15 protein-coding genes are annotated in these 17,351 nt (G+C 31.3%); 11 read left to right on the forward strand and 4 right to left on the reverse strand.

All coding sequences use genetic code 11. The features are described from left to right. Window positions 1–36 precede the first annotated feature (36 nt). Both AC2I98_RS11895 and AC2I98_RS11900 read right to left on the reverse strand, forming a co-directional pair. Complete coding sequence (locus tag AC2I98_RS11895) at window positions 37–786, reverse strand: uroporphyrinogen-III synthase (protein ID WP_486411887.1); 750 nt, start codon at window positions 784–786, stop codon at window positions 37–39. A 7-nt stretch (window positions 787–793) separates the two neighbouring features. Then, window positions 794–1,468 (reverse strand): DUF4271 domain-containing protein, encoded by a 675-nt coding sequence (locus AC2I98_RS11900; protein ID WP_486411888.1) that lies wholly within the window; start codon window positions 1,466–1,468, stop codon window positions 794–796. Between the two features lie 66 nt (window positions 1,469–1,534). Here AC2I98_RS11900 and AC2I98_RS11905 point away from each other — a divergent pair, with 66 nt between their 5' ends. Next, window positions 1,535–2,257, forward strand: a complete 723-nt coding sequence (locus AC2I98_RS11905) for a polyprenol monophosphomannose synthase (RefSeq protein WP_486411889.1) — start codon at window positions 1,535–1,537, stop codon at window positions 2,255–2,257. After that, window positions 2,254–2,646, forward strand: a complete 393-nt coding sequence (locus AC2I98_RS11910) for a DUF4296 domain-containing protein (RefSeq protein ID WP_486411890.1) — start codon at window positions 2,254–2,256, stop codon at window positions 2,644–2,646. The genes AC2I98_RS11905 and AC2I98_RS11910 overlap by 4 nt, the downstream gene beginning before the upstream one ends. Before the next feature lie 405 nt (window positions 2,647–3,051). Here the strand turns inward: AC2I98_RS11910 and AC2I98_RS11915 are convergent, their stop codons facing one another. After that, window positions 3,052–3,573 carry an acyl-CoA thioesterase gene (locus tag AC2I98_RS11915; protein ID WP_486411891.1) on the reverse strand — a complete coding sequence of 174 codons (522 nt, stop codon included), beginning with the start codon at window positions 3,571–3,573 and terminating at the stop codon, window positions 3,052–3,054. 174 nt (window positions 3,574–3,747) lie between these two features. On the opposite strand from AC2I98_RS11915, the gene AC2I98_RS11920 reads away from it, so the two are divergent. From AC2I98_RS11920 to AC2I98_RS11935, 4 genes are all read left to right on the forward strand, one after another. Continuing rightward, window positions 3,748–4,149, forward strand: a complete 402-nt coding sequence (locus AC2I98_RS11920; RefSeq protein WP_486411892.1) for a hypothetical protein — start codon at window positions 3,748–3,750, stop codon at window positions 4,147–4,149. A gap of 158 nt (window positions 4,150–4,307) precedes the next feature. Further along, window positions 4,308–5,390: an efflux RND transporter periplasmic adaptor subunit gene (locus AC2I98_RS11925; RefSeq protein ID WP_486411893.1), complete on the forward strand. Its 1,083-nt coding sequence runs from the start codon at window positions 4,308–4,310 to the stop codon at window positions 5,388–5,390. A gap of 18 nt (window positions 5,391–5,408) precedes the next feature. After that, window positions 5,409–8,576, forward strand: a complete 3,168-nt coding sequence (locus AC2I98_RS11930) for an efflux RND transporter permease subunit (RefSeq protein WP_486411894.1) — start codon at window positions 5,409–5,411, stop codon at window positions 8,574–8,576. Next, on the forward strand, window positions 8,569–10,017 hold the full coding sequence (locus AC2I98_RS11935; protein WP_486411895.1) for a TolC family protein: 1,449 nt from the start codon (window positions 8,569–8,571) through the stop codon (window positions 10,015–10,017). The genes AC2I98_RS11930 and AC2I98_RS11935 overlap by 8 nt, the downstream gene beginning before the upstream one ends. Before the next feature lie 77 nt (window positions 10,018–10,094). On the opposite strand, the gene AC2I98_RS11940 is transcribed toward AC2I98_RS11935, so the two are convergent. Next, the gene (locus AC2I98_RS11940) at window positions 10,095–11,249 is read right to left on the reverse strand and encodes an HU domain-containing protein (protein WP_486411896.1); all 1,155 of its coding nucleotides are present in this window, start codon (window positions 11,247–11,249) and stop codon (window positions 10,095–10,097) included. An 88-nt stretch (window positions 11,250–11,337) separates the two neighbouring features. Between AC2I98_RS11940 and dprA the strand changes: the two genes are divergently transcribed. The 5 genes from dprA to AC2I98_RS11965 all read left to right on the forward strand — a co-directional run bounded on the left by dprA (window position 11,338) and on the right by AC2I98_RS11965 (window position 17,340). Continuing rightward, window positions 11,338–12,435: a DNA-processing protein DprA gene (gene dprA, locus AC2I98_RS11945; RefSeq protein WP_486411897.1), complete on the forward strand. Its 1,098-nt coding sequence runs from the start codon at window positions 11,338–11,340 to the stop codon at window positions 12,433–12,435. Between the two features lie 58 nt (window positions 12,436–12,493). Continuing rightward, window positions 12,494–14,788, forward strand: a complete 2,295-nt coding sequence (gene porZ, locus AC2I98_RS11950; RefSeq protein ID WP_486411898.1) for a type IX secretion system anionic LPS delivery protein PorZ — start codon at window positions 12,494–12,496, stop codon at window positions 14,786–14,788. After that, window positions 14,788–15,507 (forward strand): DNA repair protein RecO, encoded by a 720-nt coding sequence (gene recO, locus AC2I98_RS11955; RefSeq protein WP_486411899.1) that lies wholly within the window; start codon window positions 14,788–14,790, stop codon window positions 15,505–15,507. The genes porZ and recO overlap by 1 nt, the downstream gene beginning before the upstream one ends. Then, entirely contained in the window at window positions 15,507–16,118 is a 612-nt protein-coding gene (locus tag AC2I98_RS11960) for a hypothetical protein (RefSeq protein WP_486411900.1), read from the forward strand. Before recO ends, AC2I98_RS11960 begins: the two co-directional genes overlap by 1 nt. A 70-nt stretch (window positions 16,119–16,188) precedes the next feature. Then, window positions 16,189–17,340 carry a cystathionine gamma-synthase gene (locus tag AC2I98_RS11965; protein ID WP_486411901.1) on the forward strand — a complete coding sequence of 384 codons (1,152 nt, stop codon included), beginning with the start codon at window positions 16,189–16,191 and terminating at the stop codon, window positions 17,338–17,340. Window positions 17,341–17,351 lie beyond the last annotated feature (11 nt).

The raw sequence follows: 17,351 nt of genomic DNA on the forward strand, positions 1-17,351 counted from the left end.
AAATTTTTAATTAGAGAGAAGGGTAAAAAGCGAATATTATTTTGCTTTATTTGCTTCTTTAACGTATTTGTCCAATGCCATTGTCATTGACGGTGTTTGTGGTGTTGGCACCTCAATATCTACACGTAATCCCATCTCTTTTGCTTGATCAACTGTTGATTTTCCGAAAACTGCAATTCTCGTATTATCTTGTACAAAATCTGGGAAATTTTCAAATAAAGATTTAATTCCAGAAGGTGTAAAGAAGACAAGAATATCATATTTTACGTCAGATAAATCTGATAAATCACTTGATACTGTTCTAAACAAAGTTGCTTTTTGCCAAGTTAATCCTAAACTATCTAATAGTGCAGGTACATTTGGTTTCAAAACATCAGATGCAGGCAATAAAAAGTTTTCGTCTTTGTGCTTTTTGAATAAAGGCACCATATCTGCAAAAACTTTTTCTCCAATGTAAATTTTACGTTTTCTATATACGATGTATTTCTGTAAATAGAATGCAATTGCTTCCGATTCGCAGAAATATTTCATAGAATCAGGAACGGTAAAACGCATTTCCTCTGCTAAACGAAAGAAATGATCAATTGCGTTTCTACTTGTAAAAATTACAGCAGTAACCTTGCTAAAGTCAATCTTTTGTTGTCTTACTTCTTTAGCGTCTATTCCAACAACTTGGATAAATGGTCTAAAATCAATTTTGATTTTATTTCTTTTTTCAATCTCGTAGTATGGCGAGTTTTCTGCCTGAGGCGTAGGTTGTGATACTAATATCGATTTAACTTTCATAGTAATATTAGATTACTTTACCTACAATTAATAGTTTAGCTAAAACCATTATAGGTAAAATTTCTAGGGTGCAAAGGTACAAAATATTATAATACCAAATTGATTTATTGTCACTTATTTGTTTGGCGTAAATACTATAAATTTCGAATATTCTATTCAAAAACAACAAAATAAAGCCAACAATCATCAAATAATCTTTGTTAATTTGAGTGTAAAAAAATAAAAAACAAATAACCAGTAAAAGCAAAACATTTTTAGCATTTACATAACTCGAACTTTTCATAAAATATGAAATAGAACTTGACTCATAAAATACTCTATAAAATGTAACTTCTATAAACAATCTGAAAAGCATAATGATACTAATCACTCCAAATGTAATTCCGACACGTGATAAGTAATAAAACTTGAAGTTTGGTATATGATTATAGCTAATATCAAAATAAGAAACCAATAACAAACTAATCAATAAGACCGTCACAGCATTCACAATAAAACTAAACAAAGTTGTATTATCATCTGTAAAACTCATGTATTCGTTCTTATTTGTAAGCGTTTTATAATTCTTTGCAAACAAATATTTCGCAATACAAACCAATAATAAACACACTGTCAAAGCAATAAGTACTGTGTCATTGCCAAGCGTATTTTTTCCTATCGAGATTAAATCGTTTGTTTTCATAATTTTTTCAAAAATACAAAACACTAACAATCTTATAACTATCTTTATGCCCACAAAATTATATTTATGTCGGACAAATTAGTTATTATCCCGACCTACAACGAAAAAGAGAACATAGAAGCCATTATTCGTGCAGCTTTAGCTGTCGATGAGGCTTTTGATGTATTAATTGTTGATGATAGCTCTCCGGATGGAACAAATAACATTGTAAAACGTTTGATTCCTGAATTTAATGGACGTTTGCATCTTGAAATTAGAACAACAAAAGATGGCTTGGGACGTGCATATGTACATGGATTTAAATGGGCGTTGGCGAATAGTTACGAATATATTTTCGAAATGGATGCCGATTTTTCACATAATCCTAATGATTTACCACGTTTGTATCAAGCATTGGCTGAAGGCGCCGATTTAGCAATTGGTTCACGTTATTCTAATGGTGTAAATGTAGTGAATTGGCCAATGAACAGAGTTTTATTATCATATTTTGCATCAAAATATGTGCGTATCATTACTCGTTTGCCTGTTCATGATGCGACAGCTGGGTTTGTTGGTTACCGCGCAAATGTGTTAAAAACATTAGATTTAGACAAAATTCAGTTCAAAGGCTATGGATTTCAAATTGAAATGAAATACAAAACTTGGATTAAGAAATTTAAATTGAAAGAAGTTCCAATTATCTTTACAGACAGAACATTAGGTGAGTCAAAAATTAGTTCAGATATTATTGGAGAAGCAGTTTTTGGTGTAATTTCATTACGATTAAGAAATATATTTGGAAAACTATGAAGTATTTATCTATAATCATCATTTTATTTTTAGGTGTTATTAGTTGTACGCCAAAAAATTATGAAAAACCAAAAGATCTAATCGGGAAATCTGATATGGTTGAAATTTTGACTGATTTATACATTAGTCAACAAGGGTTACAAATGTTTCCTATTCAAAATGAAGATCAAAGTTTAGTATTAGCAAAAGATGCTGTTGATATTTTGAAAGCATATGATATTTCTAATCATACATTTCAAGAAAGTTATAAATACTACACAATGCAGCCCGAAGTGTTGAAAAAAATGTTGGATAAGGTGAAAAAAAATCTTGAAGATAAATTATCTGACGAAGAAAAAGAGCGCATTAAAAATCAAAAAAATAATCTTGAGGAAATAAAACCTCAATAAAAAAACTCAAGCGATTCGCTTGAGTTTTTATTTATATATTTTTACTTATTTAATTTATTGATGTTTTTACAATTATTTAATTATAAATGGTTTAAATAATTAAATTTTAAATATATATTTGTATCAATTAAAATCCTTCCGATGCAATCTAAAAAGATAAGTAAATCAAAAAAAGTAGGGTTTGGTTCAAAAACAATCAATTATAAAGACATTGTTATAGTTTCTATTCTAATAATAGTAGTTGCTTTAACTTTGTTAAAATTCTTGAATTCTTAACGAGCTAATTCTTGTATTTATCTTAAAAGAAATCATCTTATTTTGCAATATTGCGTAAGGTAATAACTACCACAAGTAGTTAATAGTTATTGGTATCAAAAGTCTTTCAATATAAATTGTGAGACTTTTTTATTCTTCTATAAATAATGATTTTAATTCATGTGCATCAGCTGGTTTCATTCGTCCAGCCAAAATCAAACTTAATTGTTTGCGACGCAAAGCTGCTTCATAACGCTCAATTTCTTGTTCAGATTCTGGAATCAATTCAGGGACTTGTACAGGTTTATTATCGTTATCTACTGCAACAAACGTATAAATTCCACTATTAGTTTGGTTGTATATACAATTATCATAATCGTAAACATATACATCAACATAAACTTCCATCGAAGATTTGAATGCGCGAGTTACTTTCGATTCTAACTTTACTGTACTTCCCATTGGAATTGGAATGTTAAACGCAACGTGATTTACACTTGCTGTTACAACCAAAAAACTTCCGCCATGCATTTTTGCAGAAATAGAAGAAATTCTGTCCATAGAGGCTAATAATTCACCTCCGAACATATTTCCTAAATTGTTGGTTTCATTTGGTAAAACCAAGTTTGTCATTACAGCTAATGATTCTTTTGCTGTTTTTGCTTTCGCCATAAACTTTTGTTTGTTGACTGCAAATTTCAGCAAAATATTTGAGTTTTGAAATACTTATTATTATGTGGTTAAATATTTGTAATTGAGATTTTTATTGAGTAATTAAAATATTATAGTTAAAAAATGTTAATATAGATTATTGTATTATTTCAAACCTTACATTTGAACAGAATTATGAAAATGTTTATCACATATCTGCTATCTGCTTTATTTCTGCTATTTTTTGCAGAAACTAAAGTGCTTGCAGGTACACAACATTCTCAAGGAAATTTAACTTCACAAACAATTCTTAATGATAATACGCAAGTTTATCATGCAAGTAAAGTAATCGAAACTAAAATTTCTCAAACTTCAAATTCAATTCAATTCCAAGAATTTAATCCAAGTATCGAAACGATTGATGATGATTTTCAGACATCAAATAAAGTTGATTTAGATACTTGTATCAAACTATTAAGTGTTGTTTTGGTCTTAAATTTCATTATTGGAGGCTTAAGAAAGAAACACATCTTCTACAATAAAACCATCAAATTTTCGAGTTGTAAGTACATTTTGCTGCGTACAATCAGAATTTGATTGATTTCTTAAATTTTTAAAAATTACACAAAGAATCTGAATTCAGTCCATGAATAGCTGAATGTTTGATGATTTTTTATGTGTAATATTTTTTGGTAAAACTACTTCTGCCAAGAAATTCATTTAATCAAATTTTACATTTAATAGTTAGAAGAATTATGAAAAGAGTCGCATTATTTGTTGCTCTGAGTACTGTATTGATGGCAACAAGTTGTTCGTCAAAAAAACAGGAAAAAGAAGAAGAAAAGGATTATCCAATCACAACGCCAATTAAAATGGATACGATTGTAGATAAGGATTATGTTGCCCAAATTCAGTCGGTACGAAACATCGAAATTCGTGCGCAAGAAAAAGGTTATTTGCAAAAAGTTTTTGTGGATGAAGGTCAACATGTACAAGCTGGTCAATTGTTGTTTCGCATTATGCCTTCGATGTATCAAGCCGAATATTTGAAATCAAAAGCTGAGGTAAAAGAGGCACAAATTGAATTGCAAAATTCAGCAACTTTGGCTGATAATAATGTCGTTTCTAAGAACGAAAAAGCTATTGCGCAGGCACGACTAGAAAAATCGAAAGCAGAAATGCAATTGGCTCAATTACATTTATCATTTACAGATATTCGTGCGCCATTTTCTGGTGTTATTGATAGAATTCCTATGAAGTTGGGAAGTTTGATTGATGAAGGAATGTTATTAACAAATTTGTCAGATAACTCATCAATGTTCGCTTATTTCAACGTTTCTGAACCAGAATATTTAGATTATCAAACAAATATTCAAGATAGAGCGAGTAAACAAGTTTCGTTGATAATGGCGAATAATAAGCCTTTACCAGAAAAAGGTTTGGTAGAAACTATAGAAGGAGAATTTAACAATGAAACTGGAAATATTGCGTTTCGTGCACGTTTCGGAAATCCAAATCATTTGTTGAGAAATGGTGAAACTGGAAAAGTAAAAATGACGGTTCCATTACATGATGCTTTATTAATTCCACAAAAAGCAACTTACGAAATTCAAGATAAAACCTATGTTTTTGTAGTAGATAAAAATGGTGTTGTGAAATCTCGAAATATTACGATTGGTTTAGAAATGCCTGATGTTTATGTGGTAGAAAGCGGACTTTCAGAGAAAGATAATATTTTGTTAGAAGGTGTTCAGAAAGTGAAAGATGATGATAAAATCAAAACGAAATTTATTGCACCAAGAAAAGTTCTTTCATCGTTAAAATTAAAATCAAACTAATCTAAAAAATTCAAAGTTATGTTTGATAAATTTATTCGAAGACCTGTTCTTTCGATTGTCATTTCGTTGATTATAGTTTTCTTAGGAATTCTATCATTAGTCAAATTACCCGTAACGCAATTTCCATCTATTTCGCCTCCAAAGGTAAATATTACAGCGGAATATCCTGGTGCGAATAATGAATTATTAATCAAATCGGTTGTAATTCCATTAGAACGAGCACTAAATGGTGTTCCTGGAATGAAATATATTACGTCTGATGCTGGGAATGATGGTGAAGCGTCTATTCAAGTCATTTTTGATTTAGGAACTGATCCAAATATTGCTGCGGTTAATGTACAGAACCGCGTTTCTTCTGTGGTTAATAAACTTCCGCCCTTGGTAGTTCGAGAAGGTGTGAAAATTACGCGAGAAGAATCGAATATGTTGATGTACATTAACTTGTACAGTAATGATCCAAAAGCAGATCAGAAATTTTTATATAATTATGCAGATATCAATATTTTATCTGAGTTGAAACGTATTAATGGAGTTGGAGATGCAGATATTTTAGGAAACCGAGAATATGCGATGCGTGTTTGGTTAAAACCAGATAGAATGCAAGCCTATAATATTTCTGCGGATGATGTGATGAAAGCGCTGGATGAGCAAAGTATTGAAGCTTCTCCAGGAAAAACAGGAGAAAGCTCTGGAAAACGTTCGGAAGCTTTTGAATATGTATTAAAATATTCGGGACGATATAGTACAAAAGAGCAGTATGGAAATATCATTTTGAGAGCAAATCCTGATGGAGAAATTCTACGTTTAAAAGATGTTGCTGATATTGAATTTGGTAGCTCGATGTATGATATTTATTCTACATTAAATGGAAAACCTTCTGCAGCAATTGTGATTAAGCAATCGTACGGAAGTAATGCAAGTGAAGTGATTAAAAACATCAAAGCATTGATGGCAGATCTTAAAGAAAATAATTTGCCAAAAGGAATGGATTACGAGATTTCATATGACGTTTCGAAATTCTTAGATGCTTCAATGGAAAAAGTTGTACACACACTTTTCGAAGCTTTCGTTTTAGTTGGTATTGTGGTGTTTTTATTCTTAGGTGATTGGCGTTCTACATTAATACCAGCTTTAGCTGTACCAGTTTCTTTGATCGGAACTTTTGCGTTGATGAGTTTCTTTGGAATTACATTAAACTTGATTTCCCTTTTTGCTTTAGTTATGGCGATTGGAGTCGTCGTTGATGATGCGATTGTGGTGATAGAGGCTGTCCATGCCAAGATGGAAGAGAAAAATCTCTCGCCTTTACGAGCGACGGAAGAAGCAATGCGCGAAATTAGTGGAGCAATTATCGCAATTACTTTTGTAATGGCAGCTGTGTTTATTCCTGTTGCGTTTATGTCTGGTCCAGTCGGAATTTTTTATCGTCAATTTTCGATTACGATGGCGACCTCAATTATTTTATCGGGAATTGTTGCCTTAACGCTTACACCAGCTTTGTGTGCAATGATTTTGAAAAATAATCATGATCAACCAAGAAAGAAAACAATGTTAAATAAATTTTTGTTGAAGTTTAATAATTTGTTTAACAAAGGATCTTTTAAATATGAAAAAGTTTTAACTAAAACAGTTAACAAGCGAACTGTTACATTCGGAATTTTACTAGCATTTTGTGCTGGAGTTTTCTTCTTGAATAATAGTTTGCCTTCTGGATTTATTCCAAACGAAGACCAAGGAATGTTTTATGCGATTATTCAAACACCTCCAGGTTCTACTTTAGAAAGAACAAACGAAGTTTCTCAGAAATTACAAAAAATAGCGGAAGGAATTGATGGCGTTTCATCAGTTTCATCTTTGGCTGGTTATGAGATTTTGACAGAAGGAACTGGAGCGAATTCAGGAACTTGTTTAATTAACCTGAAAAGTTGGGATGAGCGTTCTAAATCTGCTGAAGAAATTATCAAAGAGTTAGAAGAAAAAGCTGGGAATATTAATGGTGCGAATATCGAGTATTTTCAACCACCATCTGTTCCTGGATATGGTGCTGCAGGAGGTTTTGAGCTGAGATTATTAGATAAAGCGGGTAGTGGAGATTATCATAAAATGGAAGAGGTGAGTCGTGATTTTGTAAAAGAATTGAGCCGTCGTCCAGAATTGAGTTCTGTTTTCACATTTTATAGTGCATCGTTTCCTCAATATGTTTTAAAAATTGACAATGATATTGCCGAACAAAAAGGAGTTTCAATTGAAAATGCGATGGATAATTTATCCACTTTAATTGGTTCTAATTACGAAACAAGTTTTATCAAATTTGATCGACCTTATAAAGTGATGGTGCAAGCTTCGCCTGAGTATCGTGCATTACCAGAAGATATTCTAAAATTATATGTAAAGAATGATCATGATGAAATGGTTCCTTATTCAGCTTTCATGAAAATAGAAAAAGTGTATGGATTATCTGAAATTACACGTCACAATATGTATAATGCAGCAGAAATTAGTGGGACACCAGCACCAGGTTATAGTAGTGGACAAGCGATAGCAGCTATTAATGAAGTAGCTAAAAATACATTGCCTCGTGGTTTCGGGATTGATTGGGCTGGAATTTCGAAAGATGAGGTTTCTCGTGGAAATGAAGCGGTGATTATTTTCGCTATTTGTTTAATTTTCGTTTATATGATTTTAGCTGCACAATACGAAAGTTTTATTTTGCCTTTGCCAGTTATCATTTCCTTACCAACAGGAATTTTCGGAGCATTTTTCTTTTTGAAATTATTAGGATTAGAAAACAATATTTATGCGCAAGTTGCAATGGTAATGTTGATTGGACTTCTCGGTAAAAATGCGGTGTTGATTATTGAGTTTGCAGTGCAGAAACATAACGAAGGTTTGTCAATTGTGAAATCAGCGATTGAAGGTGCAGGCGTTCGTTTTCGTCCAATTTTGATGACATCGTTTGCGTTTATTGCAGGTCTTATTCCATTGGTTATTGCTTCTGGTCCGGGAGCAGTAGGAAATAGAACAATCGGTACTGCAGCGGCAGGCGGAATGCTTTTCGGAACTATTTTCGGGTTGTTTATTGTACCAGGTTTATATGTTGCTTTTGGTGCTTTGGCGGATAAAATGCAATTAGTGAAATATGAAGATGAAAATCCTTTAACAGAAGAAATCACGGAAGATGAATAGAAATAGTTTAAAAAATATAATTGTAATAAGTCTTTTTGGAACGATGATTTGGAGTTGTAAAGCTCCTGCGGTGAGCAAAGAAATAGAAAATCATCAATCACCTAAAATTCCAGAAGCTTATCAGAATGTTCAAAATGATGATGCACCAAGTTCTGGATTAACGCCTTGGAAACAATTTTTTACAGATCCAAATTTGGTTGTTTTGATCGAAGAGGCGTTAAAGAATAACCAAGAATTGATGATTACACTTCAAGAAATTGAAATTTCGAAAAACGAAGTGTTGTACAAAAACGGAAAATTATCTCCTACAGTAGCTGCAACTGCTGGAGTTGGTGTGGAGAAAGTTGGTCGTTACACAAGTCAAGGTGCTGGTGACGCTTCGACTGAGATAAAACCCGGGAAAGAAATGCCAGATCCATTGATGGATTATGCAATTGGTTTAAGTGCCGATTGGGAAGTTGATATTTGGAAGAAATTACGTAATTCGAAAGATGCCTCTATTGCACGATATTTATCAACAGTTGAAGGAAAGAATTTTGTTTTGACGAATTTAATTTCTGAAATCGCTTCATCTTATTATGAGTTGTTGTCATTAGATAGCCAATTGGATTTGATTCATCGAAATATTGAGTTGCAGAAAGAATCGCTTCGTGTAGTTAAAATTCAAAAAGAAGCAGCGCGTGAAACTGAATTAGCAGTGAAGAAATTTGAAGCAGAATTATTAAAATCAGAAAGTGAAGAGTTTAATATTAAACAAGATATTACAGAAACAGAGAATAGAATCAATGCTTTATTAGGAAGATATCCGCAGACGATAAAGCGAGATGGATCGTCATTTATGGATTTGATTCCGCAAGCAATGCACGCAGGAATTCCATCCGAATTATTATCAAATCGTCCAGATATTAAACAAGCAGAATTAGAGTTGAAAGCATCTGCATTAGATGTAAAAGTTGCTCGTGCAGAATTTTATCCGTCGCTAAATATTTCTGCTGCTTTAGGGTTAAATGCGTTTAAACCATCTTATTTGGTCAAAATGCCAGAGTCTATTTTATATTCGTTGGCAGGCGAATTAGCTGCGCCTTTAATTAATAAAAGTGCGATAAAAGCGGAGTTCAACACGGCAAATGCTCATCAAATACAAGCGTTGTATGAATATGATAAAACGATTTTAAATGCTTATTTAGAAGTATCAAACCAAATGTCTAAGATTAATAACTTAGAGCAAAGTTATTCGTACAAAGACAAACAGGCGAAAGCACTTGTAGAATCTATTGATATAGCAAATCAGTTGTTCAAAAATAATCGTGCAGATTATTTAGAAGTGTTAACAACTCAGCGTGATTTATTGGATGCAAAAATGGAATTAATCGAAACAAAAGAAAAACAATTAAGTACAGTTGTCGCTATTTACAAAAGTTTAGGCGGTGGCTGGAAGTAGTTTTCATATTCATTCTAACAAAGAAATAAGCTGCCTTTTGGGCAGCTTATTTCGATTTTTTTGTATTAAAAAATGATTTAATTTTCAGTTCTCACCCAAGTTCCAGGCGATTTTTTATTCACATCATTCATATATTTTTGTGCTTCATCCATGTTATTAAAACTGCTATATGTAACATAATAATAGCGACCTTTTACATAAGAAATTCCAGCATCTTTGTAACCTTGTTTTTTTAATTCACCAACCAAGCGATCAGCATCTTCTTGACGTTTCAATGAAGCCGCGATTACTTGAAATTTTTTATTAGTAGATTTTGAAACGGTTTTAGTTGCAATTTCTTTTTTATCAACAGTTTTAATGTCCTCTTTTTTTGGAGATTCAACTTTTGTTAATTTTTTAGTTTCTGTTTTAACAACCTCTTTTGTTGATGGTTTTTCCTTTACAATTGCCGTAATTTCCTTTTCAGTTTCATTCAGTTTCGTTTCCTTTACAACTGTAATTTCAACTTTTTTAGGTGTTTCAATTGTATCTGTTTTTGTAACTGTTTCAGCAATTTGATATTCAACCAAAGAAGGCTCAGCAATCGTTTGTGGCATATTATACACATCATATTGCACTGTAGGTTTATCAGTTTTGGTTACGTCATCTTTACCAATCATTGGTAAAACTAAACCGCTCCATTGTTCTGTTACAAATTCTTGCACGGGTTGCGGCGTATTAAAATATAAGAAGCCACCAACAATAATGGGAATTAATGAGGCTGCGGCTAAAAATTTTGACATGTGTTTGTTCGAGGTTTTAGTTTTAGAAGAATCTAAAATGTAATTGGCTTGTAAATTTGAAAGACCGTAAGCGGCAATGAAATAATTTTGAGCATTTTCTGGTTTGAAGTCAATTTTTCCAGCTTCATTAAATTGTAATGATCCGATATTTTGTAAGGTTAAAACTTTTCCATTTTTCAAATGCTCTTGCCAAAAATAAACTTGTTCATTCAAAAATGTTTGTGCATTTTCAAACGACATTGGTTCATCTTGTACAATTTTACTCACCAAAACTCCATCACTTTTTGTTAAAGTTGAATTGAAAGAAAGCTCTTTTCTTGGTGGAATAAATGTGTTTGTTTGTTCATAAAACGCCACATTAGCAGCATTTGAGATAAACGCACCAAAGTTTGGAACGATTACGCAATCGTGCTGAAATAATAATTGACTAATATGCTCTTCTAACCTCATACTACGAAATTAACATTTTTTTTAGATTTAGCAAAAAATAAATACTTAAAATTACACTTAGTTGGTTTAATATTAATAATTTAACAAAATGCAAACCGATTTACCTTACATATTAGCATTTTCATTTCAGAAAAGAATTGGTGATATCACAGCACGAAAAATTATTCAATTTTTTGGTTCTGCAGAAACTGCTTGGAATTGTAAACCAAAAGATTTGATGCAAATTTCGGGAATTGGACAGCAATTAAGCAAAGATTTTGGCAATAAAAAATGGTTAGATTTAGCTTTTAATGAAATTGAATATTGTAAAAATAATCAAATCAATATTTTAACTTTTTATGATGATAGTTATCCACAATTGTTAAAAGAATGTATTGATGCGCCTTTGGTGATTTTTTGTAAAGGAAATTTAGAGTTTAATTTATTCAATAATAAAAAGATTTCAATTGTTGGAACGCGAAAAATGACCAATTATGGACGAACTTTTATTTCAGAATTAATCGAAGGTTTAGCGGATTTTGATGTTACAATTGTAAGTGGTTTGGCATATGGTTGCGATATAGAAGCACATACAAATGCACTTAAAAATAAGTTATCAACGTGGTCGGTAATGGGAACAAATTTTGAACGAATCTATCCAGCAGCTCACAAAAAAGTTGCGTTAGAAATATTACAAAATGGAGGTTGGATTACGGAGCAACCAAGTTTTAAAATTGCTTCTCCTGAAGCTTTTCTTCAACGAAATCGGATTATTGCAGGTTTATCGGATATTACAATTGTTGTAGAATCTGCTTTTAAAGGCGGAAGTTTGGTAACATCAAAATTTGCGAACGAATATAACCGAGAAGTGTTTGCCTTGCCTGGTAAGTCAACAGATACGTTGAGTGTTGGATGTAATTATTTGATAAAGTCCCATCAAGCATATTTGGTCGAAAATTCGAAGGATATTATTAATTATTTTAATTTCAATTCGAAGAAAAAACCAAAACAAATGGATTTGTTTATTGAGTTTTCTGACCAAGAACTTTTAATTGTTAATTATATTAAAACCAATGGAAAACAACATATCGATAAAATGTCTTTTGATCTAAATTTAAAGTCATATGAAATGATGCCTGTATTATTGGATTTGGAGTTAAAGCAAATAATTTCGACACTTCCTGGTAAATTTTATGATTTATTGTAACACGTAATACAATTTTTAGCAAGTTATTTTGTTATAAATTACAGTATTTTTGTGCATTATGAAGACAAAATTGTTCATTTTTATTACCATGATTTTCACAAGTTTAAACGCTCAAAATGATAAAGTGCGTTGGAACGATCTTTTTTCTTACAATAATGTGAAATTGTTGGAAGAAGTGAATGGGGTGATTTATTGTGGAACTGAAAACGGAATTTTCTTATTTAATCCTCAAAATCCAACCAATGATTGGATTAAGTTAAACAAAACCAATTTTTTGAATAATGTAAGTGTTTCTGCGATGGCTTATGATAAAGATTCTGATTCGTTTTTAGTTGGTTACGAAAACGGAGGATTGGATTTATTAAGATCTGGTGAATCGACAATGGTTTTGGATATCAAATGGAATGGTTTCAGTGGTAATAAAAAAGTGAATCATATATTAATTCATGAAGGAATAGCTTTTATTTCTGGTGCTTTCGGAATTGTTTCTTATGATTTGAAAGATGAAGAATTTAAAGAAACGACTCGTACAAATTCTGTTGTTGAAGTTGTAAATGATGCAACAACTTTTGGAAACAAGCTTTATATTGCTACAGATAAAGGTATTTATTCGAGTGAACTGACATCTAAAAAATTAAATAATCCTAATTTTATTAGTTGGGGAAATCCTATTGTCTCAGGAAATATTTCGAATATAGAGTTATTTAATGATGATATTTATTATTCTGAAAACAATAATTTGAGATCTATTAATGGGTATTCTCAGAGTTATAATTTTATTGAAGATTTGAAATCATCAAATGAACAATTAATCATTACTCAGAATAATCAAGTATCTATTTTGAATGGAGAGCCTCAAAGTATTATCTATCAAGAAAAAGATGAAAATGGAGTCTTACAAAATTTTAATATGAATTTCAATTCTGGAATTTTTATCAATAATAAATTATATGGCGGAACTACAAAATTTGGATTAATTGATTTTTCTATAAAAGACAAATATGAAATAGAAAATCCTTTTGGGTATGCACCAGATGGACCATATAATAATAAATCTTGGTCCATCACTACAAAAAATGGAAAAGTTTGGATTGCACCAGGCGAAATGGATTCTTATGTGGCTCCAAAAGGAAATAGGGATGGATTTAGTTATTTTAATAAGAATAATTGGATACACTTTCCTTCAAAAGAACTACAAAATGGAAAAGATTTTGTTAATATAGCAGTTAATCCTTTGAATGACAATCACTTTATAGCATCGTCATATTATGATCAAAATTTAGATGATCCTAATAAAGCTGTGGGTGTATTTGAGGTTATTATGGAGGGGAGTTCAACTATAAAAATATTAAACAATATTACTTCTCCTATTCCAAGACTTTATAGAATTGCTGGTGCTACTTTTGACAATGAAGGAACTTTATTCATATCTCATACTCTACTTGAAGGTGATAACTCAGGAAGAATAAATCATCTTATTGTAAGAAAAAATGGAAGTTGGAAAGTAAATAAACGAATAAACTCTGGCGTATCCAATCCTTTATCTCCAATTATAGATAACAAATACATTTATATTCCTCAAGCCAGAGAAGGAGGTGTTGCTGTATTAAGAAAAGATACGTACGAATTTTTGGGAAGTATTTTGAGAAGTGGTGAGCAGACTTTACCAACTAACGATGTATGGTCTTCAGCTTTAGACAAAACAGGTAATTTATGGATTGGTACAGGGCAAGGTTTGGCGGTTACTTATGGTATAGAATCTGCTGTTGATAATAGTAATTTTACAGCTGAGCCAATTGTCATTATTCAAGATGGAATTCCAGAAGCTTTATTAACAGATGTAGGGATTTATTCCATAAAAGTTGATAATGCAAATCGTAAATGGATCGCAACGAATGGAGCTGGAATATATTATGTTTCGGAGAGTGGAGAGGAGACAAAATTTCATTTTACTTCTAAAAATTCGCCTTTACCATCTGATATTGTCTATGATATTTCGATTGATGAAACAACTGGTAAGGTATATTTTGCGACAGAAAAAGGTGTTGTTTCATATAACGGAGACGTTTCAACAGAAGCAAATAATTTTAATAATGCAATTGCTTATCCAAATCCATATCGTCCAGAGTACAACGGAAATATTACAATCAAAAATCTTCCAAATCGTGCACTAGTAAAGATTACGGATGTTGTTGGAAATTTACTTTTTGAGAAAAAAGCAGAAGGAGGAGTAATAGAATGGAATACAAATAATGCAAAAGGAAAGCCTGTAGCTTCGGGAATTTACTTAGTTTTGATGACAAATGCAGATGGTACAGAAACCAAAACATTGAAACTTGCAGTTGTCCGTTAATGAAAATTTTAGAAACTAAAGCCGTAGTACTTTCAAGCTTAAAATATGGTGACACGAGTTTAATTATTCGTTGTTACACACAAAATTTTGGCTTAAAATCATTTATCGCAAAAGGAGTTTTCTCTAAAAAGAAGAGAAATACCTCGTTGTATTTTCCGCTAGCAGAAATAGATATTAGTTTTCAACCAAAATCAAATGAGCAACAGTTGGTTTTCTTAAAGTCGGCTCAAACTTCTTATTATTACGAATCGTTGCATTTTCATCCAATAAAATCTGCGATTGTTTTCTTCTTGGCTGAGATTCTAAATTTAGTTCTAAAAGAAGAAACTGATAATCCAGATTTATACCTTTATATTGAACACTCACTAAAAGAATTCGATCAAAAGAAAGAAGATTTTGCAGATTTTCACTTGATATTCTTGATTCAATTGACGCATTTTCTTGGATTTTATCCAAATTTAGAATTAGAAGGAAATCTATTCGATTTAGAAAATGGATTTTTCACGAATTCTAATTCATCCATCAATATGTTGAAAGCAGATGAAACAGCTTTATTCAAAAAATTATTAGAACTCAATTTTACAGAAGAATCTAAAAATATACTGAATCAACCACAACGTTCTCTTTTACTCGAAATTCTAGTGAAGTACTATCAAATTCACACCAATAATTTTAAGAAACCAAAATCATTACAAGTTTTACATGAATTGTTTAGTTAATGGGAAGAAATATTAATAATTCTGTTAGTAAAAAAATACGAATACGAGAACAAAAAAGTAGTAAAAATGCAGAAAAGTATTCTACATTTATTTTCTTCGTCTATACTGCAATAATATATTTACTATATATAACTGATGAAATAATTTTACTAAATGTCAAAACTTGGTATTATTTTATTTTTTACTTATTTCATGTTATCATAATTTTTTTGATTTTTAATATTCCATTTTTTAAAAATAAGTTATTTGAATCAAATGAATTATTATTTAAAATTTTAGGATCATTAGTTTTAGCATTTTTTATTTCAATGATTAGTTATTTTGGATTTAAATATCTTATTAAACAATTAGCAGAAGAATCAACAATTACAGAAAATTGTGAAATTTTTGAAATTAAAAAAGGAAGATATAGAAGAGGTGGAGATTATTATAATTTAAAAATAAACTTCAAAGGAAATAATGAAACAATCAAATTAGATAACTATTTATTCCAAAAATTAGAAAATGCAGACTTGAAAAAAAATCATTCAATTGTAAAAGCTAAACCTTCTATTTTTAATATTTATGTAGTAGAAAATATTCATATTCAATCCAAAAATCTTCCGAATTAAATTCTAACAAATCTTTAAAACAAAGAATAAATAAAACTCCATATATTTGTTATAGTTAAAAGCATTCACAATGAAATTCAATACAAAAGCTATACATGGTGGTCAAGAACATGATCCATCTACAGGAGCCGTAATGACTCCAATTTATCAAACATCAACGTTTGCACAACGTTCGCCTGGAGATTACAAAGGATACGAATATTCTCGTGGAGCAAATCCTACACGTACTGCTTTAGAAAACGCTTTAGCATCTATCGAAGGTGGAGTTGCTGGTTTTGCTTTTGGTTCTGGTTTAGCAGCAATTGATGGCGTTTTAAAATTGTTCAAACCAGGTGATGAAATCATCGCGATGGACGATTTATACGGAGGTTCTTATCGTTTATTTACTCGTGTTTACGAAAAATTTGGATTGAAATTCCATTTTGTAGATATGACAAATGTAGATGCCGTAGTGGCGTTGATCAATGATAACACAAAAATGGTTTGGATAGAGACACCAACAAATCCATTGATGAAAGTAGTTGACATCAAAGCTGTAAATGATGCATCAAAAGCGAAAAAAGCTGATATATTGGTAGCAGTTGATAACACATTTGCTTCGCCTTATTTGCAACGTCCAATTGAGTTAGGAGCAGATATTGTGATGCATTCGGCAACAAAATATTTAGGAGGGCATTCAGATTTAGTTGCAGGAGCAATTATTGTTAATTCGGATCAATTAGCGACAGATGTTCACTTCAATTTATTTGCAACGGGAGGAATTTTAGGTCCACAGGATTCGTATTTGGTTTTACGTGGAATCAAAACATTGGCTGTGCGTATGGATCGTCATTGTTCAAATGGAATGAAAATCGCTCAGTTTTTAGATAATCATCCAAAAGTTGCGCATACGTATTATCCAGGTTTGGAGAATCATCCACAACACGAAATTGCGAAAAAGCAAATGAAAGATTTCGGAGGAATGGTAACTTTTACATTAACTTCTGGTAAAAAAGAGGATGCGTTCAAAATTTTAGAAAATTTAAAAGTTTTCACGTTGGCTGAATCTTTAGGAGGAGTAGAGTCGTTAGCGAATCACCCAGCAACGATGACGCATGCATCTATTCCTGCTGAAAAACGTGCTGAAATTGGAATTACAGATGATTTAATTCGTTTATCTGTTGGTATCGAAGATATCGACGATTTATTAGAAGATTTAGAACAAGTTCTGAACTTGATTTAATTATTTTCAAA

Source organism: Empedobacter sp. EJD.6dd, from assembly GCF_057369435.1.